Genomic DNA, 26,148 nt, shown 5'->3' with positions numbered 1-26,148 from the left:
CATGACCGCTATCCAATGGAGCGACGGCGCTCCAATCTACCGCCAGCTCAAGGAGCGCGTCATCGCGATGATGCTCGACGGGGTTCTCAAGCCCGGCGATGCGCTTCCTTCGGTTCGCCAGGTTGCCGCCGAATACCAGCTCAATCCCATCACTGTCTCGCGCGCCTATCAGGAACTGGCGGACGAGGCTCTCGTCGAGAAACGCAGGGGTCTTGGCATGTACGTGACCGAAGAGGCCGCAAAGAAGCTGCTGTTCAACGAACGCGAACGTTTCCTGCGTGAAGAGTGGCCGCTGGTGCTGGAACGCATCATGCGTCTGGGCCTCACCGCGGACGAACTGCTCGCTCCCGCCAAGGCAGGTTCGCCATGAACGCCCCCGTCCTCCAGTCATCCACCTCGGTGGTCAGCGCGCGCCACCTGCGCAAGGCCTACAAGAACAAGCTCGCGCTGGACGACACCGCGTTCGAGATCCCCGCCGGCCGCATCGTCGGCCTGATCGGGCCCAACGGTGCCGGCAAGACCACCGCGCTCAAGGCCATCCTCGGGCTGATTCCGTTCGAAGGCGAGCTGCGCGTGCTGGGTCGCGACCCGCGTACCGAACGCGACGCGCTGATGCGCGATGTCTGCTTCATCGCCGACGTCGCGGTGCTGCCGCGCTGGATCCGCGTGAAGGAAGCCATCGAGTTCGTCGCCGGCGTGCACCCGCGCTTCGACCGCGCCAAGTGCGAACGCTTCCTCGCCCACACACAGCTCAAGCCGCAGATGCGCGTGCGCGAACTGTCCAAGGGCATGATCGTGCAGCTGCACCTGGCGCTGGTGATGGCCATCGACGCCCGCCTGCTGGTGCTGGACGAACCCACGCTGGGCCTGGACATCCTCTACCGCAAGCAGTTCTACCAGCGCCTGCTGGAGGACTACTTCGACGAGGAAAAGACCATCCTGGTCACCACGCACCAGGTCGAGGAGATCGAACACATCCTCACCGACGTGATGTTCATCCGCGACGGCAAGGTCGTGCTGGACAACGACATGGAAACGCTGGGCGAGCGCTTCACCGAAGTGCTGGTCAACGGAGAGAAGTCCGCCGATGCCCGCGCGCTCAAGCCGATCGACGAACGCGCCCTGCCCTTCGGCAAGACCGTGATGCTGTTCGACGGCATACCGCGCGAGCAGCTCGCCGGCCTGGGGGAAACCCGCACGCCGGGCCTGGCCGACCTGTTCGTCGCCACCATGAAGGGGACCTACGCATGAACGCGATCCATGAATCCCAGGAGCTTCCCCGCTCCACCGCAGTGACGACGCCGCACCCCACGCACACCTACAAGATGCTGCTCAAGCGCGAGTTCTGGGAGCACAAGGGCGGCTTCTTCTGGGCGCCGCTGGTGGCGGGCGGCATCCTGCTGCTGCTCACGCTGATGGGGATCGGCGCGGGTGAAGTGCTGCTGCGCAAGGTGCCCAACCAGGCGACGATCAACGTCGAAGGCGGCAGCTTCTCGGTCAACGGCCTCAACCTGGCAAAGCTCACCGCCAGCATGAGCCCGGACGAACTGCGCGAGGTCGGTGGCGCCATCGACGCCAGCCTGTACATGAGCGCCACATGGCCCTTCATCGTGCTGGCCTTCGTGGTGTTCTTCTACTGCCTGGGCAGCCTGTACGACGACCGCCGCGACCGCAGCGTGCTGTTCTGGAAATCGTTGCCGATCTCCGACCGCGACACGGTGCTGTCCAAGGTCATCAGCGCCACGCTGATGGCACCGGCCATCGCCGCCGTCGCCGCGGTGCTTACGGTGTTCGGCTCGATGATCCTCTACAGCCTCGTGGTGCTGCTGCACGGCGGCAACCCCATCCACATCGTGTGGGGGCCGGCCAGCCCGCTGAAGGTCGCCGCGCACCTGATCGCCTCCATCCCGGTGTATGCGCTGTGGGCGCTGCCGACGGTGGGCTGGCTGATGCTGTGCTCGTCCTGGGCCAAGAGCAAACCGTTCCTGTGGGCGATCATGATCCCGGTGTTCGCCGGCATCTTCGTCAGCTGGTTCGATCTGATGCACCTGTTCGACCTGGAAACGCTGTGGTTCTGGAAGAACGTCGTGGCCCGCAGCCTCTTCAGCGTGGTGCCGGGTGCGTGGCTGGACGTGGCGAACATCGGCGACATCGACGTCGACGGCCCGCAGGCGATCCATTCGGTGGTCAACCTGCGCACGATGTACTCGGTGCTGCTGACGCCACAGCTGTGGGTGGGCGCACTGGCTGGCGCGGCGATGATCTTCGGCGCCATCCGCCTGCGCCGCTGGCGGGATGAGGGGTGAGCCGCGCTGCTTGCGGACCACTGGTCCGCAGCGCGGCGAACGCCCAGCCATGGATGGCTGGGCCGGGCAACCCGAAGCCAGCCACGTGACGCCACGGACGGCATTCCAGCGTAATCGAAGCAACAACGCGGCACTGCCGCGCGGCGCGAACCCGAAGCAAGTAGCGCATCGCCAGGGATGGCATCCGACACAAACCGAAGATCATCCGCGCGAAGCGACCTCCCGATCTGATCCAAGCACCACGCAATTCGTCGAAGCAGCACGCCAGGCAAGGCATTCCCCGCAGCGCACCAACCTGCGCGCGGAACCGAAACTCCATACAGGACGTCCAATGCGTTTCGCATCTGCCCTCTTCTCATTCGCCCTTCTGATCGGCGCATCGCTGCCCGCATCGGCCGCCGATTCCGTCCACGCGACGCCCGACACGATGCTGATCGTGGGAGACAGCCTCAGCTCGGCGCACCGCATGGCGGAGTCGGATGGCTGGGTGGCCCTGCTCTCCCGCAAGCTCGCCGCGAACGGCAACACGCCGCCCGCGATCGTCAACGCCAGCCGCGGCGGCAAGACGCTCACCGACGCACTGCAGGAACTGCCGCCGCTTCTCTCGCAGCATCATCCGCGTGTGGTCGTGCTGGAACTGGGTGGCAACGACGCCATCATGGGCGCCACCGGTCCGCAGATCCGCCGCGATCTCACGCGCCTGATCGAGATGGCACAGGCACAGGGCGCTCGCGTCGCGGTGCTCGGTTTCGAGGTTCCGCCCGCCTTCGACAAGGACGGCTCGGCCGACCTCCTGCGCGACGCCTACACCGCCGTGGCGAAGGAGAAGCAGGTGATCCTGCTTCCGTCTCTGCTGGCCGGCATCTCCGGCGACCCCACGCTGTTGCAGGACGACGGCATCCATCCCAATGCCAGCGCCCAGCCGCGCGTACTGGACAACGCCTGGCCCACGCTCCATGCGGTGCTGGAAGACAACGCAACCGTCGTCGTCCCGCACGCATCCAAGTAGGGCCTTCCACGGAGAGTCACCCATGCGCAAGATGCTTCCCGCCCTCGCCCTGCTGCCGCTCGCCTTGTTCGCCGGGCAGGCCCTGGCCGACGAATGCCTCCATTCCGAACCGCGCAACCTGCAGCTCGACCTGACCGGCATCAAGTCGGTCCTGTTCGACATCGGTCCGCACGAACTGGTGGTGAACGCCGCGCCCGGCGCGAAGGGCGCCATCCAGGGCAAGGCCTGTGCGTCCGATCCCGACCGCCTGAAAGGGCTCACGGTCACGCAGCGCCGCGAAGGCGACCGTCTGGTCGTCACCGCTGAACGCGAGAGCGTGCTGCAGATCAGCTTTGGCGGATCGCACTATGGCTACCTCGTACTCAACGCGTCCGTGCCCGACAACCTGCTGGTGCACCTGAAGGTGGGTTCCGGCGATGCCCGCGTCACCGGTGCTTCCGCGCTGAGCGCCGACGTGGGTTCGGGCGAGGTCGAGGCGCGCAACATCCGCGGCCAGGTCACCGCCGAGGTCAACTCGGGCGAGATCGAACTGGATACGATCGGATCGCTGCACGTACTGTCGGTCGGTTCCGGCGATCTCAAGGCACGTCGCGTCAAGGGCGGTGCCGTGATCGGCTCCATCGGGTCGGGCGCGGCGAAACTGCGCGACATCGGTGGCGACGTCAGCGCCGACAAGATCGGCTCTGGCGATCTGGACGCGAACAACGTCGCCGGCAACCTGACCGTTCGCAAGGTCGGCAGCGGATCGGTCGACCACAGCGATGTGCGCGGCCGCGTCGACGTGCCGCAGGACGATTAAGGCTCTTCTCTTCCATCCACTCCGCAGGAATCCGTGCAATGACGTCTTCCAAGCGAACTCTCGTACTCGTCGCCGCGCTGGCCGGCAGCTCCATGCTGTCGGCCTGCGGTGCGAATCCGTCCTCGTCGAACAGCACCGCTCCGGCCGCATCGTCGTCCGCCATCTCCAGCACCGTGGCGGGCGCGGTCGCCCAGGCGCGCAAGGAGATCGCCGAGGGCAACATCAACATCCAGAACGGCAAGTCCGGCAAGCGCGTCGAACTGAGCCCCCAAGGCGATCTGATCATCGATGGAAAGCCGCAGCCGGTGACGCCGGAGCAGCGCAAGTTGCTGATCGAGTACCGCAGCCATGTGGTGGAAGTGGCCAACGCCGGCGTGGACATCGGCCTGCAGGGCGCGGACCTGGCCACCAAGGCGGTGGCCGAATCGATCACCGGCATCTTCACCGGCCGCGATAGCAACGACATCGAGCGGCGCGTCGAGGCGCAGGCCGACAAGGTGCGCGTGGCCGCCCTGAAACTCTGCGACCACCTGCCGGCGATGATGGAATCGCAGAACCGGCTGGTCGCGGCGATGCCGGAGTTCAAGCCCTACGCCAACCTCGAGGCATCGGACATCGACGACTGCCGCGACGAGGCGAAGCACAAGAGCCACGAAACGACGGTGTCCGCCGCGTCGGAGGCAGCCGAAGCGGCCCAGGCTACGAAGGACGCGACGAAGCAGTAAGTGAACGTGCACGCATCCCTCTCCCCTTGCGGGAGAGGGACAGGCCGCGAAGCGGCCAGGGAGAGGGGTGAGCCTGCATCGCGCTTCGCGCGCCCCTCTTTCGCCCTTCGGGCACCTTCTCCCGCGAGGGGAGAAGGAAGCAGCGGGACGCGTTCTATTGCGCCATCGCTTCACCCACCTCCGCCACCTGCCCCTTCGTGGATGCCACCACGCGTCAGCGCCGTCGGGTCCAGCAGTCGGCGCAGTTCCTTCGCCGACAGCCCGCTCACTTCCACCGCCACGTCCAGCACCGGACGTCCTTCCTTGTAGGCCTGCTTGGCGATCGCCGCGGCCTTCTCGTAGCCGATGAGGGGATTGAGCGCCGTGACCAGGATCGGGTTGCGGTCCAGCGCCTCGCGTACGCGCTCCGGCCGCGCCTTCAGTCCGTCGATGGCCCGGTCGGCGAGCAGGCGCATCACGTTGGACAGCAGGCCGATCGAGTCCAGCAGGTCGTAGGCGATCAACGGCAGCATTACGTTGAGCTGGAAGTTGCCGCTTTGCCCCGCCACGGTGATCGCGGTGTGGTGGCCCATCACCTGCGCGCACACCATGCAGGTCGCTTCCGGGATCACCGGATTCACCTTGCCCGGCATGATCGAACTGCCCGGTTGCAGCGCGGGCAATTCGATCTCGCCCAGTCCCGCCAGCGGACCGGAGTTCATCCAGCGCAGGTCGTTGGCGATCTTCATCAGCGCCACCGCCAGTGCATTGAGCTGGCCCGACAGCTCCACAGCATCGTCCTGTGCGGCGATGCCCTCGAACTTGTCCGCGGCCGATTCGAACTTCGTCCCGGCCAGCGACGACAGGACCCTGGCCATGCCCTTGCCGAAGCGCGGATCGGCGTTGATGCCGGTACCGATGGCAGTGCCGCCGATGGGCAGGCGCCGCACCCGCTTGAGTGCGTCCTCGATGCGCGCCTGGGCCGAGGCCAGTTGCGCGGCCCACGCGCCGAATTCCTGCGCGAACGTCAGTGGCATCGCGTCCATCAGATGGGTGCGGCCGGTCTTGGTGACCTTGCCCAACGCCCTGGCCTGCTTCTCGATGGCGCGGCGCAGGTGCTTGAGGGCCGGGAGCAGTTGTTCGGTAGTGGCGATCAGCGCGCCGACGCGGATCGCGGTCGGGATCACGTCGTTGGAGCTCTGCCCCAGGTTCACGTGATCGTTGGGATGGATGGCCTTGGCGACCTTGCCGCTCGCATTGGCCAGCGCGGCGATCACCTCGTTGGCGTTCATGTTGCTGGAGGTGCCCGACCCGGTCTGGAAGACGTCGATCGGAAACTGCGCGTCGTGCTCACCGCCGGCCACGGCCAGCGCGGCGGCGCGGATCGCCTGCGAGGTGCCTTTGCCGAGCAGACCCAGCCCGCCGTTGACCTCGGCGGCGGCGGCCTTGATCAAGCCGAGCGCGCGGATGAATTCCCGCGGCATGGGCCGTCCGGAAATCGGGAAGTTCTGCACGGCGCGCTGGGTCTGCGCGCCCCAGAGCGCCTGAGCGGGGACCTGCAACTCGCCCATGCTGTCGCGCTCGGTACGGAAGCCGCTGACGCGGCGGCTGGCCTGCTTCGCCATGGTGCTTGTCCTGTGGGGAGACGACGCCGAGCTTACGCCCGCACCGTGGCGCCCGCGTGCCCCGGCCGGGCGGGTGGGCGGTCGTGACCGGTCCCGTCGGGCGGGAGTAGTAGAATCGCGGTTTGCCTTCGCGCCTTGCAGACCGACATGTCCGTAGAAGCCCAGCTGCTCGCCCTCTCTCCGCTCGACGGCCGTTACGCCGGCAAGGTCGACGCGCTCCGCCCCATCTTTTCCGAGTACGGCCTGATCAAGGCGCGCGTGAAAGTGGAAGTGGAATGGCTGCTGGCGCTGGCCGACGAGCCGGGCATCGTCGAACTCAAGCCCTTCTCCGCCGCGGCCGCCGCGCGCCTGCGTGCCCTGGCCGACGACCTTTCGCCGGCCGATGCGGCACGCGTGAAGGAGATCGAGCGCACCACCAACCACGACGTCAAGGCCGTGGAGTACCTCATCAAGGAGCGCCTGAAGGACGACGCCGAACTCGGCCCGGCGCTGGAGTTCGTGCACTTCGCCTGCACCTCCGAGGACATCAACAACCTCAGCTACGCCCTGATGCTCAACCAGGCGCGCCAGTACGTGCTGCTGCCGAAGCTGGACGAGCTGATCCAGAAACTGCGCGCGATGGCGCACGAGTACGCCGCGCTGCCCATGCTCTCGCGCACGCACGGCCAGACCGCTTCGCCGACCACGGTCGGCAAGGAACTGGCCAACGTCGTCGCACGCCTGCAGCGCCAGGGCGAGACGCTGGCCGCCGCGCGCATGCCGGGCAAGATCAACGGCGCGGTGGGCAACTACAACGCGCACGTGGTGTCGTACCCGGACGTGGACTGGCCGGCGTTCTCCGAGCGTTTCGTGCATTCGCTGGGCCTGAACTGGCAGCCGTACACCACGCAGATCGAGCCGCACGACGGGATCGCCGAGATCTGCGATGCCCAGCGCCGCATCGACACCATCGCCATCGACCTGTGCCGCGACGTGTGGGGCTACATCTCGCTGGGCTATTTCAAACAGGCCGTGAAGGCAGGCGAAGTCGGCTCCTCGACCATGCCACACAAGGTCAACCCGATCGACTTCGAGAATGCCGAAGGCAACTTCGGCATCGCCAACGCGTTGTTCGAGCACTTCGCCGCGAAGCTGCCGATCAGCCGCTGGCAGCGCGACCTCACCGACTCCACCGTGCTGCGCGCACTGGGCACCGCGTTCGGCCACGCGCTGATCGGCTTCGACGCCCTGCAGCGCGGCCTGGGCAAGCTCAGCGCCAATCCGCAGCGCCTGGCCGACGACCTGGACGCCGCATGGGAAGTGCTGGCCGAGGCCGTGCAGACGGTCATGCGCCGCCACGGCCTGCCCAATCCGTACGAACAGCTCAAGGCACTCACCCGCGGCCAGGGCATCAATGAAACCTCGATGCGCGAGTTCATCGGATCGCTCGATCTGCCCGCCGCCGACAAGCGACGCCTGCTCGAAATGACGCCCGGCAGCTACGTGGGCCTGGCCGAGCGGTTGGCGCGCGAGATCTGACCGCCCGCCCGCGGGCGGCTTGATCGCTGTCAGGAAACCCTCCGGGTCGGACAGGCAGAATGGTCGCCCGGCGCGCAATGCGCGTCGGAACAGAGGTGCCCATGAAGCTGCTGGTCAACATCGACGTCGACGATCTCGCCCGCGCCGAAGCGTTCTACACGAACGCCTTCGGCCTGCGGCCGGCACGCCGTTTCGGCGATGCCGTCGTCGAGCTGCTGGGCGCCGATGCTCCCCTCTACCTCCTGCGCAAGGACTCCGGCACTGCCGGTGCCGCCGATTCCCTGCGCGATTACGCACGACACTGGACGCCGATCCACTGTGATGTCGTCGTCGAGGACCTGGACGCCGCACTGGCCCGGGCACTCGCCGCCGGCGCGCGGCAGGAAGGCGCCATCCGCGAAGCCAGCTGGGGCCGGATCGTCACCGTTGCCGATCCGTTCGGTCACGGCTGGTGCCTGCTGCAGTTCCTCGGACGCGGCTACGACGAGATCGCCACATGAGCATGAAGAAGACCACGAAGAAGACCTCCAAGGCCGTCGCCCCGAAGAAGGCCGCCGCGAAGCCCGCGTCGCTGCCGATCGAGATCGACGCGCGCCACCTGCCGCCGCTGGGCATGACGCCCGAGGCGTTCCTGCGCGACTACTGGCACAAGCGCCCGCTGCTGATCCGCAATGCCTTCCCGGATTTCGAATCGCCCCTGGAGCCGGAAGACCTGGCCGGGCTGGCCTGCGAGGAAGGCGCGCTGTCGCGCATCGTCATGCACGACCGCGCCAACGACCGCTGGACGCTGCGCCATGGCCCGTTCGAGGAAGACGAATTTCCCGGCATGCCGCACCAGGACTGGACCCTGCTCGTCCAGGACATGGACAAGTGGGACGCGGACGTCGGCGCGTTGCTGGAACACTTCACCTTCCTGCCGCGCTGGCGCATCGACGACATCATGATTTCCTTCGCCGCGCCGGGCGGCTCGGTCGGCCCGCACACGGACCACTACGACGTGTTCCTGCTGCAGGCGCAGGGCCATCGCCGCTGGCAGATCGACGCCAGCCCGAATCCCTCGCAGGACTTCCGCCCCGATGTCGAACTCAAGCTGCTGCGGGAGTTCACCCCGACCCACGACTGGGTGCTGGGCCCGGGCGACATGCTGTACCTGCCGCCGAGCGTGCCCCACAACGGCGTCGCCGAAGATGCCTGCCTGACCTTCTCCGTCGGCACGCGTGCACCGGCGGCAGCGGAACTGCTGGGCGATTTCGTCGACACCCTGGCCGCCGACGCGGACGAAGCCCTGCGCTACGCCGACCCGGACCTGGCTCCGGCGCAAGACAGCGCCGAGATCGACGTGGCCGCGATGAACCGCGCCGTCGAGGCGCTCAACCTGCTGCGCATGAACGACCCGGACCGTCTGGGCGACTGGTTCGGCCGCTTCATGACCGTGTACCGCGCCGCGGGCGAAGTGCATCCGGGCGAGGAAACGCGTTCGCGCATCGAGATCGAATGGGACCTGGAACACGGCGCCGTCCTGCAGCGCCACCCCTGGTCGCGCATGGCCTGGCGTCGCGCCCACGCCAAGGGCCAGCCCTCGCGCCTGTACGTGAGCGGCCAGGAATATCCGCTGCCGGCCGACGACGCTTCGCTCATCGCCAATCGCCCCATCCTGGACGGCACGACCTACGCCCGCCTTTCGGAAGCCGGTCGCGACTGCGTCTACGGCCTGATGCAGGCCGGCCACTACCGGCTGGACCTGGGAGACGAGGAAGAATGAGCGCCGCACCCGACACGCCGCTTCCGTTCCAGGTCGAAGCCATCGCTTTCGCCGATGGGCTGTCCGACCTGCGCGCCGTACGCGACGTGGTCTTCGTGCAGGAACAGGGCGTGCCGGTGGAACTGGAGCGCGACGCGCTCGACCCGCTGTGCCATCACGTCATCGCCCGCGACGACCAGGGCCGCCCCATCGGCACCGGCCGGCTGACCCCGGACCGGCGCATCGGCCGGATGGCGGTGCTGGGCGAGTGGCGCAACCGTGGTGTCGGCGAGGGGCTGCTCAAGGCGCTGCTGGCACAGGCACGCGCCCTGGGCTGGCCCGAAGTCACCCTGCACGCCCAGGTCCCGGCGATGGCGTTCTATGCCCGGCAGGGCTTCCTGCCGTATGGCGAGCGCTTCGTCGAGGCGGGCCTGGACCATCAGTCGATGCGGCTGGCCCTGGACGCGATCAACCCCGTGCCCAGCCGCGAGGCCGGCCTGGCGGCCCTGTTGGGGGTGATCGACGGCGCCCGCCGGCAGGTCCTGCTCTACAGCCGCGACCTGGACCCGGGCCTGCTCGACCAGCCCGAAGCGCTGAAGGCGCTGCGCCGGTTCGCGGTGGGCGGCGGCGAGGTCCGGATCCTGCTGCAGGACCCGGCCGCGCCACAGCGGGCCGTCGCGCCCCTGCTCGGACTGGCCCAGCGCCTGACCACGGCCTTCACGCTGCGTGCGATCGAGGAGCCGGTGGACGCCGACTACCCCTCCGCCTACGCGGTCAACGACCGGGGCGGCTGGTATTTCCGCCCGTTGGGCCACCGTTTCGACGGCGAGACGCGCCTGGACGGCGAATCGCGTGCACGCCAACTGCGCATGCATTTCGAGCCCGTCTGGGAGCGCGCCCGCCCCTGCACCGAATACCGCGCGCTGGGGCTGTGAAGGCCGCAGTCCAAACCCGCTCTTGAAGCGCGCCCGTGCGTCCCAACGCTATTTCTGCCCGTGTGCGCGGCGCGATTTCGCGATGCCGAACCGGAATCGTTTTCGGGATCGGCCGGCATCGGCGTTTCGACATAAGTGTTAGGCCTTTGCCGCCGCTCAAGGGCTATAATTCCGAATCTTGCCGCCTGAATAGCCGCACGCGCGCGCAATCCAGGCTTCATCCGCCTTCTCCCACCGAGTTTTCCCGATCGCCATCGTGGACAGTCTCCTGAAGCAGTTCTCCCAGTCCTCCCAGCTCGGCGCCAATGCCGCTTTCGTCGAAGACCTGTACGAGCAGTACCTGGTTTCTCCCGACAGTGTCGACCCCAAATGGAAGGCCTACTTCGATGGCTTCAAGGGTCGCGAAGCCGGTGACGTTCCCCACTCCGCGGTCATCGACCAGATCGCCGAAGCCGGTCGCCTGGCCGCGCGCGGCGTGGTCGCCGTGGCCGCCGGTGCCGGCGACGAACGCGAGCGCCAGGTCGGACGCCTGATCACCGCCTACCGTTCGCGCGGCCACCTGGGCGCCAACATCGACCCGCTGGGCCTGTGGCAGAAGCCGGAGGCGCCGGACCTGGAGCTGGCGTTCCATCAGCTCACCAACAACGACCTCAACGCCGAGTTCAGCACCGGCGGCGTGGGCGGCTTCGACCGCATGAAGCTGGGCGACCTGCTCGGCCTGCTCAAGGCCACCTACACCGGCCCGATCGGCGCGGAGTTCATGCACATCGCCGACGCCGAGCAGCGTCGCTGGCTCTACGACCGCCTCGAAAAGGCCGGCGGCAAGTTCGGCCGCAGCGCCGACGACAAGAAGCGCATCCTCGAGCGCCTCACCGCGGCCGATGGCCTGGAACGCTACCTGGGCACGAAGTACGTCGGCCAGAAGCGCTTCTCGCTGGAAGGCGGCGACGCCCTGATTCCGCTGATGGACACCACCATCCGCCGCGCCGGCGAAAACGGCGCCAAGGACGTGGTCATCGGCATGGCCCACCGCGGCCGCCTCAACGTGCTCATCAACACGCTCGGCAAGCCGCCGCGCCATCTGTTCGACGAGTTCGAAGGCAAGTTCGAGCACGTCCACAGCGACCTGGCCCACCAGGGTGACGTGAAGTACCACATGGGCTTCTCCGCCGACGTCGCCACCCCTGGCGGCCCGGTGCACCTGGCGCTGGCGTTCAACCCGTCGCACCTGGAAATCGTCGACCCGGTGGTCGTCGGTTCCGTCCGTTCGCGCCAGACCCGCCGCGGCGAGAACGCCACGCAGCAGGTGCTGCCGATCCTGATCCACGGCGACGCCGCGTTCGCCGGCCAGGGCGTGGTGATGGAGCTGTTCCAGATGTCGCAGGCGCGCGGTTTCCGCGTCGGCGGCACGGTGCACATCGTCATCAACAACCAGGTGGGCTTCACCACCAGCGCCATGCAGGACGCGCGCTCCACGCTGTACTGCACCGACGTGGCCAAGATGGTCGGCGCGCCGGTGCTGCACGTGAACGGCGACGACCCGGAAGCGGTGGTGTTCTGCGCCGAACTGGCGCTGGATTTCCGCAACAAGTTCGGCAAGGACGTGGTCATCGACCTGGTCTGCTACCGCCGCCACGGCCACAACGAGGCCGACGAGCCGGCAGCCACCCAGCCGGTGATGTACCAGGTCATCCGCAAGCACAAGACGCCGCGCGAACTGTACGCCGCCAAGCTGGTGGCCGAAGGCACGCTCACCGCCGACGCCGCCCAGGCGCTGGTCGACGGCTACCGCCAGAAGCTCGACGACGGCGCGGTCACCACCGAAGTGGTGGAAGTGAAGCCGGACGAGTTCACCATCGACTGGTCGAAGTACCTGTCGGGCAAGCTCACCGATCCGGTCGACACCACGTTCGATCGCAAGAAGCTGGACAAGCTCGCCACCGTCATCAACGACGTGCCGGCCGACCTCAAGCTGCATCCGCGCGTGGCCAAGATCTACGAGGACCGCCGCAAGATGGCCGCCGGCGAACTCGGCGGCGACTGGGGCTTTGCCGAGAACCTCGCCTACGCGACGCTGCTCGACGAAGGCTACAAGCTGCGTCTGGTCGGCCAGGACTGCGGCCGCGGCACGTTCTTCCACCGCCACGCGATCCTGCACGAGCAGACCAACGACGAGTACGTGTTGCCGCTGCGTCGTCTGGTCAAGAACCCGAGTGATGTCACCATCATCGACTCGCTGCTCAGCGAGGAAGCGGTGATGGGCTTCGAGTACGGCTACGCCACCGCCGATCCCATGACGCTGGACATCTGGGAAGCGCAGTTCGGCGACTTCGCCAACGGCGCGCAGGTGGTGATCGACCAGTTCCTGTCCTCGGGCGAAGCCAAGTGGGGTCGCCTGTGCGGACTGGCGCTGTTCCTGCCGCATGGCTACGAAGGCCAGGGTCCGGAGCACAGCTCCGCGCGCCTTGAACGCTTCCTGCAGCTGTGCGCACTGGAGAACATGATCGTCTGCACGCCGACCACGCCGGCGCAGGCCTACCACATGATCCGCCGCCAGATGCGCATGACCACGCGCAAGCCGCTGGTGGTGATGACGCCCAAGTCGCTGCTGCGCCACAAGCTCGCGGTGTCCACGCTGGACGACCTGGCCAAGGGCGAATTCCAGCACCTGATCCCGGATGCGTCGGCCGACGTGAAGAAGGTCAAGCGCGTCGTCTTCTGCGGCGGCAAGGTCTACTACGACCTGCTGGAAGAACAGCAGAAGCAGGGCCTGGACAACGTCGCCATCGTGCGCATCGAACAGCTGTATCCGTTCCCGCGCGCACTGCTGACGGCCGAACTGAAGCGCTTCAAGAACGCCACCGACGTCGTGTGGTGCCAGGAAGAGCCGCAGAACCAGGGCGCGTGGTACCAGATCCGCCACCACCTGGCAGCCTGCCTGCAGTCCGGCCAGACGCTGCACTACGCCGGTCGCGCGCGTTCGCCGTCGCCGGCCGCCGGTCACCTCGCCGACCACGTCGCCGAGCAGACCGCGCTGGTCGCCGACGCTCTGAAGAACCCGCTGCGCGGCGAGATCACTGCCGAATAAGTTGCGTACCTCACGGCCGGCTAACCGCCGGCCGTGGAACCTCACACACGATACGAATCACGTCATCCAGGATGCCCGCCCCATGAGCACCGAGATCAAAGTCCCCGTTCTGCCCGAGTCCGTCTCCGACGCCACCATCGCGACCTGGCACAAGAAGGTCGGCGACGCCGTCAAGCGCGACGAGAACATCGTCGACCTGGAGACCGACAAGGTCGTGCTCGAGGTGCCCTCGCCCGTCGACGGCGTGATCAAGGAAATCAAGTTCAAGGAAGGCGACACCGTCACCAGCCAGCAGCTGATCGCCGTCGTCGAGGAAGGCGCTGCCGCCGCCGCAGCGGCGCCGACCGCCGCGAAGATCGACGCCAAGAACGACGCCGCCGCCAAGGACGTCGCCGCACCGGTGCAGCCCAAGGCCGCCGCCGAAGCGCCGAAGGCCGCCGGCAGTGTCGAACAGCTGCCGCCAGGTGCGCGCTTCACCGCCGTCACCCAGGGCATCGATCCGTCGCAGGTCGAAGGCACCGGCCGTCGCGGCGCGGTGACCAAGGAAGACCTGGTCAACTACGCCTCGGGCAAGACCGGCGGCGTCGCCGGTGGCGCGCGTCCGGAAGAGCGCGTGCCGATGACCCGCATCCGCGCGCGCATCGCCGAGCGCCTGATGCAGTCGAAGAACTCCATCGCCATGCTCACCTCGTTCAACGAGGTCAACCTGGGCAAGGTCATGGCCATGCGCAAGGAGCTGGGCGAGCAGTTCGAGAAGACCAACGGCATCAAGCTGGGCTTCATGAGCTTCTTCGCCAAGGCCGCCGCCAACGCGCTGCAGAAGTACCCGGTGGTCAACGCCTCGGTCGATGGCAGCGACATCATCTACCACGGCTACGCCGACATCTCGATCGCCGTGTCGACCGAGAAGGGCCTGGTCACGCCGGTGCTGCGCAACGTCGAACGCATGGGCTTCGCCGACATCGAGAAGGGCATCGCCGACTACGCCAAGAAGGCGCGCGACGGCAAGCTGGGCCTGGACGACCTGCAGGGCGGCACCTTCACCATCACCAACGGCGGCACCTTCGGTTCGCTGATGTCCACGCCGATCGTCAACCCGCCGCAGAGCGCCATCCTGGGCATGCATGCCATCAAGGAGCGCGCGATCGTCGAGAACGGCCAGGTCATCGCCGCGCCGATGATGTACATCGCGCTGTCCTACGACCACCGCATCATCGACGGCAAGGAAGCGGTGCTGTTCCTGGTCGACATCAAGAACCAGCTCGAGAACCCGCACCGCATGCTGCTGGGCATGTAATGCCCTTGAGCCCCTCTCCCACCGGGAGAGGGGTTGGGGTGAGGGTCGGCGAAGTAACGACGCCGACCCGCCGAGTGCAACGATCGGCCGCCCCGCTCCGCCGCAAACCTCATCCGCTACGCGCCGCCTTCTCCCGCGGGAGAAGTGAAAGGCAAAGGATCAAGAAATGAGCGAACAGCAGAACTTCGACGTCATCGTCATCGGCGCCGGCCCGGCCGGTTACCACGCCGCCATCCGCGCGGCCCAGCTCGGCCTGAAGACCGCGTGCATCGACGCGGCGCTCGGCAAGGACGGCAAGCCGGCGCTCGGCGGCACCTGCCTGCGCGTGGGCTGCGTTCCGTCGAAGGCGCTGCTGGACAGCTCGCGCCAGTTCCACAACCTGCAGCACCTGTTCGGCGAGCACGGCATCACGACGAAGGACGCGAAGATCGACGTCGCCACGATGATCGGCCGCAAGGACAAGATCGTGAAGCAGTTCACCGGCGGCATCGCGATGCTGTTCAAGGCGAACAAGATCACGCCGTTCTACGGTTTCGGCCAGCTGCAGCCGGGCAATGTCGTCACGGTGAAGCAGCACGACGGCAGCACCGTCGAACTCAAGGGCACCAACGTGATCCTGGCCGCCGGCTCGGATTCGATCGAACTGCCGTTCGCCAAGTTCGACGGCGAGAACATCGTCGACAACGTCGGCGCGCTCGACTTCACCGAGACGCCGAAGCGCCTGGGCGTGATCGGCGCCGGCGTGATCGGCCTGGAACTGGGCAGCGTGTGGAAGCGCCTGGGTAGCGATGTCACCATCCTCGAAGCGCTGCCGGACTTCCTCGCCGCCGCCGACGCCGAAGTGGCCAAGACCGCCGCGAAGGAATTCAAGAAGCAGGGCCTGGAGATCAAGCTCGGCGCGAAGGTGAGCAACACCGAGATCAAGGGGAAGGGCAAGACGAAGGAAGTCGTCGTCACCTACACCGACAGCGAAGGCGAGAAGACGCTGACCGTCGACAAGCTGCTGGTCTCGGTCGGCCGCCGCGCTGCGACGAAGGGCCTGCTGGCCGATGGCACCGGCGTGAAGCTGGACGCGCGCGGCATGATCGAAGTGGACGCGCACTGCCACACCGGCGTGAATGGCGTGTGGGCGGTCGGCGACTGCGTGCGCGGCCCGATGCTCGCGCACAAGGGCTTCGAGGAAGGCATCGCCGTGGCCGAACTGATCGCCGGCCTGCCGGGTCACGTCAACCTCGACACGATCCCGTGGGTCATCTACACCGAGCCGGAGATCGCCTGGGTCGGCAAGACCGAGCAGCAGCTCAAGGCCGAAGGCACGCCGTACAAGGTCGGCACCTTCCCGTTCGCGGCCATCGCGCGCGCCGTCGCCATGGGCGAGCCGGCCGGCTTCGTGAAGGTCATCGCGCACGCGGAAACCGACCTCATCCTCGGCATGCACCTGGTGGGCGTGGGCGTGTCCGAACTCGTCCACGAGGGCGTGCTGGCGATGGAGTTCAAGGGCTCCGCCGACGACCTGGCCCGCATCTGCCACGCGCACCCGACGCTGTCTGAAGCAGTCCACGACGCGGCCATGGCCGTGGCGAAGCGCTCGATCCACAAGGCGAACTGATCGCGAACGGCCGCGCGCCGACACAGGCCGCCATCACCTCCCCGGTGTTGGCGGCCTTTTGCTTTAGGGGGCTACCGTGAACGGCACTCCGATCCGCAACGTCTCCGACACCGCCGCCTGGGTCGCGATCTATCGCGCGATGGAAAGCGAACGCCCGGATGCCCTCTTCCATGATCCCTATGCCCGCCGCTTGGGCGGCGCACGCGGCGAAGCCATCGTCCGCGCGATGCCACGCGGCGCGGCGATGAGCTGGCCGATGGTCGTGCGCACCGCGGTGATGGACGAAATCCTCATGCGGTGCGTGCGCGAAGGCGCGGCGACGGTCCTCAACCTCGCTGCAGGCCTGGATGCGCGCGCCTACCGCTTGCCATTGCCGCCCACCCTGCGCTGGATGCACGTCGATCTGCCCGGGTCGGTCGACGACTTCCGCGATCAGATGGCCGGCGAAACGCCGCGCTGCGCGGTCGAGTTCATCGGCGCCGACCTGCGTGATGCACAGGCTCGCCGCGATGTGTTCGCCCGGGCCGCAGCGAACGGCCCGGTCCTGGCGATCACCGAGGGGCTGCTGGTGTATCTCGAAGCAGGACAGGTGTCCGACCTGGCGGCGGACCTGCACGACATCGCCCGCGCCCGGTGGTGGCTGACCGACCTCGCCTCGCCGCGCCTGCTGAAGATGCTGGAGCGCCGCTGGCAGCCGCAACTGAAGGCCGGCAACGCGCCGTTCCGCTTCGGTCCGGCGGAAGGCACGGCGTTCTTCGCGCCCTACGTCTGGCAGGAGCGCGAGTTCCGCTCCACCTGGGATGAATCGCTCCGCCTGCAGCGCACCATTCCCAACCTCTGGCTGTGGAAGCTGCTGAACCGGCTCCAGAGCGCGCACCAGCGCGAACAGATGCGCCGCATGTCCGGCATCGTCCTGATGCAATCCAACTGACCACCCACTTTCGTTCCAGCGAGTTCATTCATGCGTTCACTCTGCGTCTACTGCGGCTCCAACTCCGGCTCCAAGCCCATCTACACCGAGCGCGCCATGGCGCTGGGCACGCGCATGGCGAAGGAAGGCATCGCGCTGGTCTACGGCGGCGGCAACGTCGGCCTGATGGGTGTGGTGGCCGATTCGGTGCTCGCCGCCGGTGGCGAGGCGATCGGCGTGATTCCCGAACAGCTGGTCAACTGGGAAGTCGCGCACAAGGGCCTCACGCGCCTGGAAGTGGTCGGCTCCATGCACGAACGCAAGGCGCGCATGTTCGACCTGTCCGACGGGTTTGCTGCCCTGCCCGGCGGCTTCGGCACGCTGGACGAGATGTTCGAGATGCTCACCTGGCGCCAGCTCGGCATCGGCGACAAGCCCTGCGCATTCCTCGATGTCGACGGCTTCTACTCGCCGCTGATGGGCATGCTCGACCGCATGGTGGACGAGCGCTTCCTGCACCCCGAGCAGCGCGAGGACCTGTGGCACGGGGACGACCTCGACGCGATGCTCGCGTGGATGCGTGCGTACCGGCCGGCCCAGGCCGACAAGTGGATGGACGAGAAGCGGCGCAAGTCGCTGCGTTGATCTCGCATTCCGCCTCGCGCGTGACGCGCGCGGCGGATCAGTCGCCCAGCTTCTCGCGCGGCAGCGTGAACCAGAACGTCGCGCCCTTCCCCACTTCGCCCTCGGCGCGGATGCTGCCGCCGTGGCGCTCGACGATGCGCTTCACCGATGCCAGACCGATGCCGTGCCCGGCGAAGTCCTCGTTCTGGTGCAGGCGCTGGAACGGCCGGAACAGCTTGTCGACATAGTCCTGCGAGAACCCCGCGCCGTTGTCGCGCACGAAGTACTCCGTCCCGGACTCCCGCGACTGCGCACCGAACTCGATGCGCGCGTCCAGCCGGTCGCGCGTGAACTTCCACGCGTTCCCGAGCAGGTTGCCCAGCAGGTTGCGCAGCAGCGCCGCGTCGCCGATGACGAACAGGTCCGGCTCCACGCGCACGTCCACCTGGCGCTTGCTGTCGCCGACCTTCAACTCCTCGATCACCTCGCTCGCCAGGCGGCTAAGGTCGACGCGTTCCAGCCGCAGCTCGCCGCGACTGACGCGCGACATCTTCAGCAGCGCGTCTATCAGCTCGCCCATGCGCCCCGCGGCACGGCGCACGCGCACCAGGTACGAGCGCCCGGCATCGTCCATGCCGCCGGTGTGGCGCTCGATCAGGATCCGGCTGAAACCGTCGATGGCGCGCAGTGGCGCGCGCAGGTCGTGCGACACGCTGTAGGCGAACGCCTCCAGCTCCTGGTTGGCCTGGCTCAGCTCGCGCGTGCGCAGGGCCACGCGTGCCTCCAGTGTGCGGTTGAGCGCGTGCACGCGCGCTTCCGCGCGCAGGCGTTCGGTGACGTCTTCCACCTGCACCAGGCCGGCGATGTCCTGACCCACGTTGCCCGGCACGGGCGAATACGTCAGCTGCGCCTGGCGCGGTTCGCCGCCTTCACGATGCAGGCGACGCGTGGCGCGATGCACGCCCAGCGAATCCGTCGCACCGCGCGCGTGCGCGATCATCTCCGGTTCGTCGCTTTCGAACAGCGCGTCGAAACGCATCCCCACCATCGCTTCCGGCGTCAGGCCGACGATGGTGGACAACGCGGGATTGGCCTCGACGATCTGCCCTTCGCTGTCGAGCAGCGCCTTGCCGATCGCCGAATAGCGCATCGCGCTGCGGAACCGCTGCTCGCTGCGGCGGAAGTCCTCGGTCATGCGCACGGCGATGCGGTAGGCCTGCGCCTCGGTGCGCGCGAGCATCCACGCGATCGCGTACAGCAGCAACGATGAGAACAACCCCAGCGCCAACAGGTTCTGCAGGCCCTGCAGGCGCGGCGCGGCCACCGCCAACGGCGGCGATTCGAACTCCGCGCGCCAGCGGCGACCGTACAGATCGAACGTCGTCGAGTGCCGGAAGGCCGGCGACTGCCGATCGTCCGGCGCGTAGGTCGAAAACAGCAGGCGCGATTCGCCGCCGGATTCGTCGAAGATGCGGAACGTGGTGTCGTTGCGCACCGGCCCCAGTGCGTTGCGCACGAATCCGTCCACGCGCAACGGCGCATACACCCAACCCTGCAGTTCCGCGCGCCGCGCGCTCGCCGTGCCGGGACGCGCGCCGCCGCGGTACACCGGCAGATACAGCAGCAATCCCGTGTTGCGCAGCTGGCCATCCTGGATCAGGTGCACGGGACCGGACAGCGTCGCATCGCCCGTTTCCATCGCCACCGTCATCGCCGCCCGGCGCACCGGTTCGGAATACATGTCGAAGCCGATCGCGCCGACATTGGCCGGCGTCTTGGGCTCCAGGAACAGGATGGGCCCGTAATCGCGCCGCTGCCCGCGCGGCCAGATTTCCAGCATGCCGTGCCCGGCCTCGCGCCACTCCAGTTGCAGCTCCGGCAGGCGCATGGCCGAGACGAACCCGCCAAAGCCCAGTCCGACCATGCCCGGAAAGCGGCGCTGGATGTCCATGCCGTCCACGTACGCCTGCCACTGCATCGGCGTCGGTCGTGGGCGCGTGACCGAGACGAACATCGACACGCCACCGCGCGCGACCAGCTCGTAACGGGTCATGCCCTGGCGCAGCAGTTCGGTGATTTCGGCCGTCTTGGCGATGAACTCGGTTTCGGCGGAACGCAGCTCGCGCTCGCGCGCCGCGCGCCATGCGGTGAACACCAGCACCAGCGAACCGACCAGCACGATGAGCGCGAGCAGATAGCCGCGACGCGGCGACAGCTCTGCCAGTTCCGGCGTGCGGGCTTCGCGGACGGCTTCGGCACTCATGTGCCCAAGCATACCCTGCCGCGAATTTATCGCATTCAGGCCAGCGGACCACCCGGCGGCCCCGTGCGACCGGTCAGTCGCCCGAGGTCTGCACCATCGATCCGCCCGGCGGTGGCAGGGCCATCAGCTGCGTCGCGCCCACCCGGAATCCGCATGCCTGCGCCATCACCAGCGCCCGCTTGCGCGTGGTGACGTAGCCGCGTTTTCGCATTCGTCGCAGCATTTCGGTGCTGATGCCCGCGGCGGCGGCGGCAGCGTATGCGCTGTCGAAACACGCGACATAACGCGCCACCGGATTGGTCAGGATGTCCGTATCGATGTTCATGGTGCATCCATCCCACCAGATATTGCGCCAATCGACAATCTGAATGTGTCTTTTTCCCAGGCCGTGTACGCAACAATAAGTTGCGGTCGCGCAGCGCTCCTTGCGCACCGACGCAACGACGAGCACACGGACATGCCCCAGTTTCCGCACAAGGATTTCGCCCATCGCCTGCACCAGGCGCTCGACTACGCCGGGTTTCCGGCCGGTCGCCAACGCACGGGCGCGGTCGCCGAACACTACGACGTCAGCCGAGAAACGGCGCGCAAATGGCTGGTGGGCCTGGCCCTGCCCGAGCTGGAACGGATGCTGGAACTGGCCGTGCAGCAGCGCGTGAGCTTCGAATGGCTGGCCACCGGCCGCGGCACGCTGGAAGGTCGCGGCCTGCACGTGCGCGAACACCCCAGCAAGTACGATGACGCCGAGGAACTGCGCCTGATCGGCCTGGTGCGCAAGCTACCTCGCAAGCGCCGCCGCGCCCTGATCCAACTGCTGGAAGACTGACCCTTCGCGCCGGTTGAACGGCGCCACCACGCCGGGCCGCCCGGTCCTTGTGCGTGGCCGCATCGCCCCTATACTGACCACGTCAGCGAGAGCTGTCCCCGGGGGTGCACTGGCTTCGACGGGGGTTGCGAAATCGCCTGGCGCATGCCGAGGGGGCAGCTTTCCTCGTAAATCCAGCGGCAAAACTCATAGTTGCCAACGACGACAACTACGCTCTGGCCGCTTAAGGCCTAAGCCCCGAAACTGCTTGTGTCCGTGCTCGCAGCGTAGGGTCATCATCACGGAATCGCCGGGGACGGTTGCCTGTCAGTCCCTGGTTAACCCAAAACAGGCTGGTTTCCGGGTGCGCTTTGCGAGCCGTGCTGCCCGGGAACGAGACCTAACGGAACGCTAAGCATGTAGTGCCGGGGATGGAGTGCCTTCGGACGGGGGTTCAATTCCCCCCACCTCCACCAACACCTGAAAGCCCGCCGAAAGGCGGGCTTTTTTTTGGCCGCTCCACGGAGGGCCGCACGGCACACAGAGGCAACGCCTTCCGCCCTGCAACGCGTTCCAGCGTCGATGCCGCGCGGCACCGGGCGGCGATGCGGACCAGGTTCCGGTGAGCCCGACGCCCCTGCCCTCCAGTATTGCCCGATCTGGCCGATCACATGATAAGTTCAGATCCACAGGGGGCCTTCCAACCGGAAGGCGGGGAACAATCCATGCAATTGAAACGAACCGGCCGCGCCTTCGCGGCTGTCTGCGCGCTCGCCTTCGCCACGGCGGCCGGTGCGCGCGATCGCAACCAGGGTGCCGTCGACGTCGATCCGACCCAGAAGGGTCCGGTGTCGGGCCTGGGAATCGAAGCCCACGACATTGCCGCCATGGCCGACCGCATGGTCCGCGACATGCTCGGCAACGCCACGCTCGCCGGACGCGCCAAGGCGCCGCGCATCATCATCGACAGCGCGTACTTCACCAACGAAAGTTCGCAGCGCATCAACAAGAACATCATCACCGACCGCCTGCGCGTGCAGCTCAACCGCGCCAGCCAGGGCCGGATGACGTTCATCGCGCGCCAGAACGCGGCCATGGTCGAGGAAGAGCGCGCGTTGAAGCGCGAAGGCGTCACCGATGTCGGCACCACCGGCATGACGCGCGCCGTCGCCGGCGCCGACTACCGCCTGACCGGCAACATCGCCTCGACCGAAGCGCGCGATCCGCGTACCGGGCAGATGCAGCGCTTCACGCAGATCGTGTTCGAGATGGTCGACCTCGAGTCGGGAATGATCGAGTGGTCCAACAGCTACGACATCGAACGCGCGGCGACGGACGACGTCATCTATCGATGATCCGGTCGGCGGCGCACCGCGCCGGCGATCAATGAAAACAGGGGGAATACGTATGGGATCGAATGGTCTTCGGCTGGTGCTGCTGTGCGCCGTCGTGATGCTTTGCGCGTGCGCCGCACGCACGCCACGTGCGGTGGATCCGCAGGCGCAGGTGCCGCCTGCCGAGGCCTCCGCGCCGGCAGGTACGCATTGAGGGCGCCCATGAAGAGCCTGCGCATCGCCTCGATCCTGATCCTGGCCGCCGGTTTCGCGGCCGGTTCCGCTTCTGCCGCCGAGAACCAGGTGGTCAAGTGCAAGACGGCCAAGGCGCGCAAGTCCGCGCCGTATGCCGGTCCCGCACTGGTGGCCAACGTGCCGCGTTCGATGACACCGATCGACCTCAACGCCGTGCAGTTCACCGACAAGGCGCTGGCGCGCCAGGTCGTGGTGGAAGGACTGTTCGCGCGCCGTACCGAGACCGACACCGTCGAGGTCACCGCGCGCTTCATCAACTGCACCGGCGAACCGCTGCAGGTGCAGGCGCGCTCGTCGTTCATGGACGAAACGCAGAACCCGACCGAACCGACGTCGGTGTGGTCGCGCGTGGCGATTCCCGCCTACGGCACCGGCGTGTACCGCGAGCGCTCGATGGGCCGCGACGAGGTGCAGTACTACCTCGTCGAACTGACGGCCGCTCCGTGATGCCGGGCCATGCAGTGCGCAATGCCGGACTGATGGCCGGCATCGCGTTGGCGATGCTGTGCCCGCGTGACGCCACGGCGCAGTATCGCCAGGGCATGCCGGAGGTGCTGCCGCAACCGGCGCGCGCCTCGAACGACACGACCGCCGCCGATGCCGATGCCTTCCGCGCGGCGTATCGCAAGGCCGGCAGCCCGCGCATGGTGGTGTACTGGAACCGCGACCTGAGCGACGCGGTCACCACGCAATACGACCATGTGGCGCAGGCCACCCATGTCGAGGGGGGCGCAGCGGTCGCGCAGCTCAGCGACGATGGACGCACGCTGACGCAGGACGCTGGCGCGGCCTCGGTCACCACCTTGCGCTCGGGCGAGCGTCGCATCGACGACAACGGCTCTCGCCAGCAGCTGCCCGAACATACGGACTGGCCGCTGATGACCGCATTCAACGCGCGCCTGCAAGGCGCCGGCGCGCAGCTGGTGGACCGCACCGTGGCCCTGCGGGCCCACGCGGCCGACCAGTCCGCCGAGCAGCGCAAGGACACGCAGACTCTCGAACTGAAGGCACTGCAGGGCAAGGCCGAGCTGCTGGTGGAAGTGCTGCAGACGCACGATGCCTCCAGCCCCTTCGGCGTGATGTTCCGCGTCGAGGTGAAGCGCGTGGCCACCGGCGAACTGCTCGCCAGCCTGGTCAGCGACGGCAAGGCGCCGAAACCCGCGCCGGGTCGTTTCGTGGCCGGCGGCAAGGGCTATGTGCGCGAAGCCGCACCGGAGCAGACCCTGGCGCAGGCCGGCGACGTCGTCGCCAACGCCACGATGACGGCGCTGACGCGTCACTGGCAATAACCGCCACACCGGGCGCTCGCGACCGGGCGCCCGCACCACCGCACACCGGAATACAACGATGCAGATTTCCGCACGCACCGCGCTCACCACGGCGCTCTGCCTGGCCCTCGCGGCGACTTCGACCGGCGCATGGGCGCAGGAAGCCAACCTGGTCGTCGACACGACCATGGACCAGGACGCGCAGCACACGATTCCCTCCATCCCGATCTTCTTCGGCGACCGCTACGAGGGAACGCTGTCGCCCGAGAACGGCGCGATCCGCCAGATGCACTCGCCGTCGTTCTTCAAGGTGGAGCCGCGGCTGTTCAACGTCGCCTACTTCGACATCCAGATGTACGACGACGAGTGGTTCAACTTCGGCGTCATCACCGACCAGCAGGTCACGGTCACGTTCTTCCGCGAGGTGACCGACAAGAAGGGCGTCACTTCGTGGAAGTGGATGAGCGCCATGGGCGGCTGGTTCGATACCCGAAGCAACGAATGCATCGGCTACGTGCACTCGCCGGACAACGGCAAGTACCGGGTCCGCCTCACCACAAACGCACCGGATGTGGTGGCGTCCTACAAGCTCGTCTTCATCCCCGGAGCCATGCGCGTGGACAGCGCATGCGGCAAGAAGCGTGAGCAGCGCGAGATCGACTACATGGCCGGGCCGGCCAAGCCGGCGTCGCTGGCGATCGCGAAGTCGTGGGAGGGTCGCGAGCGCCGGCCTGTGTTCGAGCCCCTGCCCGCCTTCGTACGCCCCGACAGCGCCGATGCCGATGTGTACGCGCAATCCAAGCGCGAGGCCTTGCGTCCGTTCTACAAGACGCTCTACCTCGACGGCGAGCACAACGCCGTCCTCAATTTCGAACGTCTTGGCCTTGCCGCGATGGAGCTTGGTGCCTACGACGAGGCCGAATGGGCGTTCGATGAGGCGCTGCAACGCATCGAGTCCTTCTACGGCAAGACGGAAGTGGCCCGGCAGGCGCGCAGCAAGTGGACGGGCGAAGGCATCAAGGACTTCAAGGGCGAGCCCTATGAACGCGTGATGGCCTACTACTACCGTGGCCTGCTGTACCTTCGCGAAGGCGATTACCAGAACGCCCGAGCCTCGTTCATGGCCGGCGAGTTCCAGGACACGCTGTCGGAAGCCGAAGAGTTCCAGGGCGATTTCGCGCTGATGAACTACCTGTCGGGCTGGGCGTCGTACTGCATGGGCGACACGACGCAGGCGTCGGATGCCTTCGCCGTCGCGAAGCAGGTCAATCCGGCGGTGAGGCTTCCCGGCAAGGAGAACACGCTGCTGATCGCCGACATCGGGCGCGGCCCGGTCAAGATGGCGCGTGGCAGCGAGAACAAGCTGCTGACCTTCGCCGATGCGCTCGACGCCGGACGCGACGAGCGCGCGAGCGTCGCCGCGGGCAAGGCGCCAGCACTCGCACTGGACGAATACAGCAACGTCTATTTCCAGGCGACCACGCGCGGCGGCCGCGCGTTCGATTCCATCCTCAACGGCAAGGCGCAGCTGCGCAATGGATTGCAGGGCGGCGCCGGCGTGGGTTACGTGCTCACACAGTCTGGGCTTCCGCCGCTGCAGCTCGCGGGCCTGGCCATCCTGGCCGTGTCCGGCGGCATCAGCACCAAGGTCAAGCCCGATGCCGACGTGCGCCGGTGGGACACGCTGCCCAACCACGTGTCGGTGGGCCTGCTCAGCGCCAAGCCGACGCAGCAGGTGAGCTACCGTTTCAGCGCCGAAGGCAACGCCAGCATCGCCGCGACGCCGGTGATGCGCGCACACCACGGCCAATGCGGCATCGCCTGGAGCCGATCGCGGTCCGCAGTCGGCGCGCCAACCGGTGCGCCGGGCAACGACGCGGACATCGTCAAGGCGCGCGACAAGAACAAGGAAGCGCAGGCATTGGACGCGTCATTCCGCCAGATGCTCGCGCAACACGGCGGTGCGGCGGGAGCCGACGCGACCGGGGCGCAGTAAGCGCCGCTGCGCTTCCATCGTTCCAGAAAGGCCCGCCGCGTGCGGGCCTTTCCGATCTGCCA

Annotated in this window: 22 protein-coding genes, 1 other RNA gene and 1 pseudogene; 21 read left to right on the top strand and 3 right to left on the bottom strand. The window is 67.4% G+C overall.

Features of this window, described 5'->3' with window-relative positions; all coding sequences use genetic code 11:
* Position 1: 1 nt before the first annotated feature.
* From QLQ15_RS12360 to QLQ15_RS12335, 6 genes are all read left to right on the top strand, one after another.
* Positions 2-370 (top strand): GntR family transcriptional regulator, encoded by a 369-nt coding sequence (locus tag QLQ15_RS12360; protein ID WP_283213068.1) that lies wholly within the window; start codon positions 2-4, stop codon positions 368-370.
* Entirely contained in the window at positions 367-1,251 is an 885-nt protein-coding gene (locus tag QLQ15_RS12355; RefSeq protein ID WP_283213067.1) for an ABC transporter ATP-binding protein, read from the top strand. The genes QLQ15_RS12360 and QLQ15_RS12355 overlap by 4 nt, the downstream gene beginning before the upstream one ends.
* Positions 1,248-2,306, top strand: a complete 1,059-nt coding sequence (locus QLQ15_RS12350) for a hypothetical protein (protein ID WP_432277810.1) — start codon at positions 1,248-1,250, stop codon at positions 2,304-2,306. The genes QLQ15_RS12355 and QLQ15_RS12350 overlap by 4 nt, the downstream gene beginning before the upstream one ends.
* Before the next feature lie 331 nt (positions 2,307-2,637).
* Entirely contained in the window at positions 2,638-3,315 is a 678-nt protein-coding gene (locus tag QLQ15_RS12345; protein ID WP_283213066.1) for a GDSL-type esterase/lipase family protein, read from the top strand.
* Positions 3,316-3,337: 22 nt separating this feature from the next.
* Positions 3,338-4,114 (top strand): DUF4097 family beta strand repeat-containing protein, encoded by a 777-nt coding sequence (locus QLQ15_RS12340; RefSeq protein ID WP_283213065.1) that lies wholly within the window; start codon positions 3,338-3,340, stop codon positions 4,112-4,114.
* Between the two features lie 38 nt (positions 4,115-4,152).
* Positions 4,153-4,839: a YggN family protein gene (locus QLQ15_RS12335; RefSeq protein WP_283213064.1), complete on the top strand. Its 687-nt coding sequence runs from the start codon at positions 4,153-4,155 to the stop codon at positions 4,837-4,839.
* A 170-nt stretch (positions 4,840-5,009) separates the two neighbouring features.
* On the opposite strand, the gene QLQ15_RS12330 is transcribed toward QLQ15_RS12335, so the two are convergent.
* Positions 5,010-6,443: a class II fumarate hydratase gene (locus QLQ15_RS12330; RefSeq protein ID WP_283213063.1), complete on the bottom strand. Its 1,434-nt coding sequence runs from the start codon at positions 6,441-6,443 to the stop codon at positions 5,010-5,012.
* A 147-nt stretch (positions 6,444-6,590) separates the two neighbouring features.
* Here QLQ15_RS12330 and purB point away from each other — a divergent pair, with 147 nt between their 5' ends.
* From purB to QLQ15_RS12285, 9 genes and pseudogenes are all read left to right on the top strand, one after another.
* Entirely contained in the window at positions 6,591-7,961 is a 1,371-nt protein-coding gene (gene purB, locus QLQ15_RS12325; protein ID WP_283213062.1) for an adenylosuccinate lyase, read from the top strand.
* Positions 7,962-8,062: 101 nt separating this feature from the next.
* Entirely contained in the window at positions 8,063-8,461 is a 399-nt protein-coding gene (locus QLQ15_RS12320) for a VOC family protein (protein ID WP_283213061.1), read from the top strand.
* Positions 8,462-8,463: 2 nt separating this feature from the next.
* Positions 8,464-9,720 (top strand): annotated as a pseudogene (locus QLQ15_RS12315) (JmjC domain-containing protein); the annotation flags it as partial.
* Complete coding sequence (locus tag QLQ15_RS12310) at positions 9,720-10,637, top strand: GNAT family N-acetyltransferase (protein ID WP_283213060.1); 918 nt, start codon at positions 9,720-9,722, stop codon at positions 10,635-10,637. The pseudogene QLQ15_RS12315 and the gene QLQ15_RS12310, both read left to right, overlap by 1 nt.
* Before the next feature lie 256 nt (positions 10,638-10,893).
* Positions 10,894-13,725 (top strand): 2-oxoglutarate dehydrogenase E1 component, encoded by a 2,832-nt coding sequence (locus tag QLQ15_RS12305; RefSeq protein WP_283213059.1) that lies wholly within the window; start codon positions 10,894-10,896, stop codon positions 13,723-13,725.
* Positions 13,726-13,807: 82 nt separating this feature from the next.
* A complete protein-coding gene (gene sucB / locus QLQ15_RS12300) occupies positions 13,808-15,022 on the top strand; it encodes a dihydrolipoyllysine-residue succinyltransferase (RefSeq protein WP_283213058.1) in 1,215 nt (404 codons plus the stop codon).
* A gap of 166 nt (positions 15,023-15,188) precedes the next feature.
* Complete coding sequence (gene lpdA / locus QLQ15_RS12295) at positions 15,189-16,631, top strand: dihydrolipoyl dehydrogenase (protein WP_283213057.1); 1,443 nt, start codon at positions 15,189-15,191, stop codon at positions 16,629-16,631.
* A 76-nt stretch (positions 16,632-16,707) separates the two neighbouring features.
* Complete coding sequence (locus QLQ15_RS12290) at positions 16,708-17,562, top strand: class I SAM-dependent methyltransferase (RefSeq protein ID WP_283213056.1); 855 nt, start codon at positions 16,708-16,710, stop codon at positions 17,560-17,562.
* 30 nt (positions 17,563-17,592) lie between these two features.
* A complete protein-coding gene (locus tag QLQ15_RS12285; RefSeq protein ID WP_283213055.1) occupies positions 17,593-18,186 on the top strand; it encodes an LOG family protein in 594 nt (197 codons plus the stop codon).
* Positions 18,187-18,223: 37 nt separating this feature from the next.
* On the opposite strand, the gene QLQ15_RS12280 is transcribed toward QLQ15_RS12285, so the two are convergent.
* Together QLQ15_RS12280 and QLQ15_RS12275 are read right to left on the bottom strand one after the other, a co-directional pair.
* The gene (locus QLQ15_RS12280) at positions 18,224-20,428 is read right to left on the bottom strand and encodes a CHASE domain-containing protein (protein ID WP_283213054.1); all 2,205 of its coding nucleotides are present in this window, start codon (positions 20,426-20,428) and stop codon (positions 18,224-18,226) included.
* A 73-nt stretch (positions 20,429-20,501) separates the two neighbouring features.
* Positions 20,502-20,918 (bottom strand): hypothetical protein, encoded by a 417-nt coding sequence (locus QLQ15_RS12275; RefSeq protein WP_283213053.1) that lies wholly within the window; start codon positions 20,916-20,918, stop codon positions 20,502-20,504.
* Here QLQ15_RS12275 and QLQ15_RS12270 point away from each other — a divergent pair.
* The 6 genes from QLQ15_RS12270 to QLQ15_RS12245 all read left to right on the top strand — a co-directional run bounded on the left by QLQ15_RS12270 (position 20,886) and on the right by QLQ15_RS12245 (position 26,086).
* Positions 20,886-21,254 carry a DNA-binding protein gene (locus QLQ15_RS12270; protein WP_283213052.1) on the top strand — a complete coding sequence of 123 codons (369 nt, stop codon included), beginning with the start codon at positions 20,886-20,888 and terminating at the stop codon, positions 21,252-21,254. The genes QLQ15_RS12275 and QLQ15_RS12270 overlap by 33 nt on opposite strands.
* A gap of 100 nt (positions 21,255-21,354) precedes the next feature.
* Positions 21,355-21,709, top strand: a transfer-messenger RNA (tmRNA) gene (ssrA, locus tag QLQ15_RS12265).
* 249 nt (positions 21,710-21,958) lie between these two features.
* Positions 21,959-22,588 (top strand): penicillin-binding protein activator LpoB, encoded by a 630-nt coding sequence (locus QLQ15_RS12260; protein ID WP_283213051.1) that lies wholly within the window; start codon positions 21,959-21,961, stop codon positions 22,586-22,588.
* 201 nt (positions 22,589-22,789) lie between these two features.
* Positions 22,790-23,269 (top strand): putative periplasmic lipoprotein, encoded by a 480-nt coding sequence (locus tag QLQ15_RS12255; protein ID WP_283213050.1) that lies wholly within the window; start codon positions 22,790-22,792, stop codon positions 23,267-23,269.
* A complete protein-coding gene (locus tag QLQ15_RS12250) occupies positions 23,269-24,111 on the top strand; it encodes a hypothetical protein (RefSeq protein ID WP_283213049.1) in 843 nt (280 codons plus the stop codon). Before QLQ15_RS12255 ends, QLQ15_RS12250 begins: the two co-directional genes overlap by 1 nt.
* A 58-nt stretch (positions 24,112-24,169) precedes the next feature.
* A complete protein-coding gene (locus tag QLQ15_RS12245) occupies positions 24,170-26,086 on the top strand; it encodes a COG3014 family protein (protein ID WP_283213048.1) in 1,917 nt (638 codons plus the stop codon).
* Positions 26,087-26,148: the final 62 nt, after the last annotated feature.

The sequence above is a fragment of the Lysobacter stagni genome, from assembly GCF_030053425.1.
GTDB classification, from domain to species: domain Bacteria; phylum Pseudomonadota; class Gammaproteobacteria; order Xanthomonadales; family Xanthomonadaceae; genus Lysobacter_J; species Lysobacter_J stagni.
The sequence above is the reverse complement of the archived record's forward strand: the minus strand, read 5'-3'. Positions and strand labels throughout refer to the sequence as shown.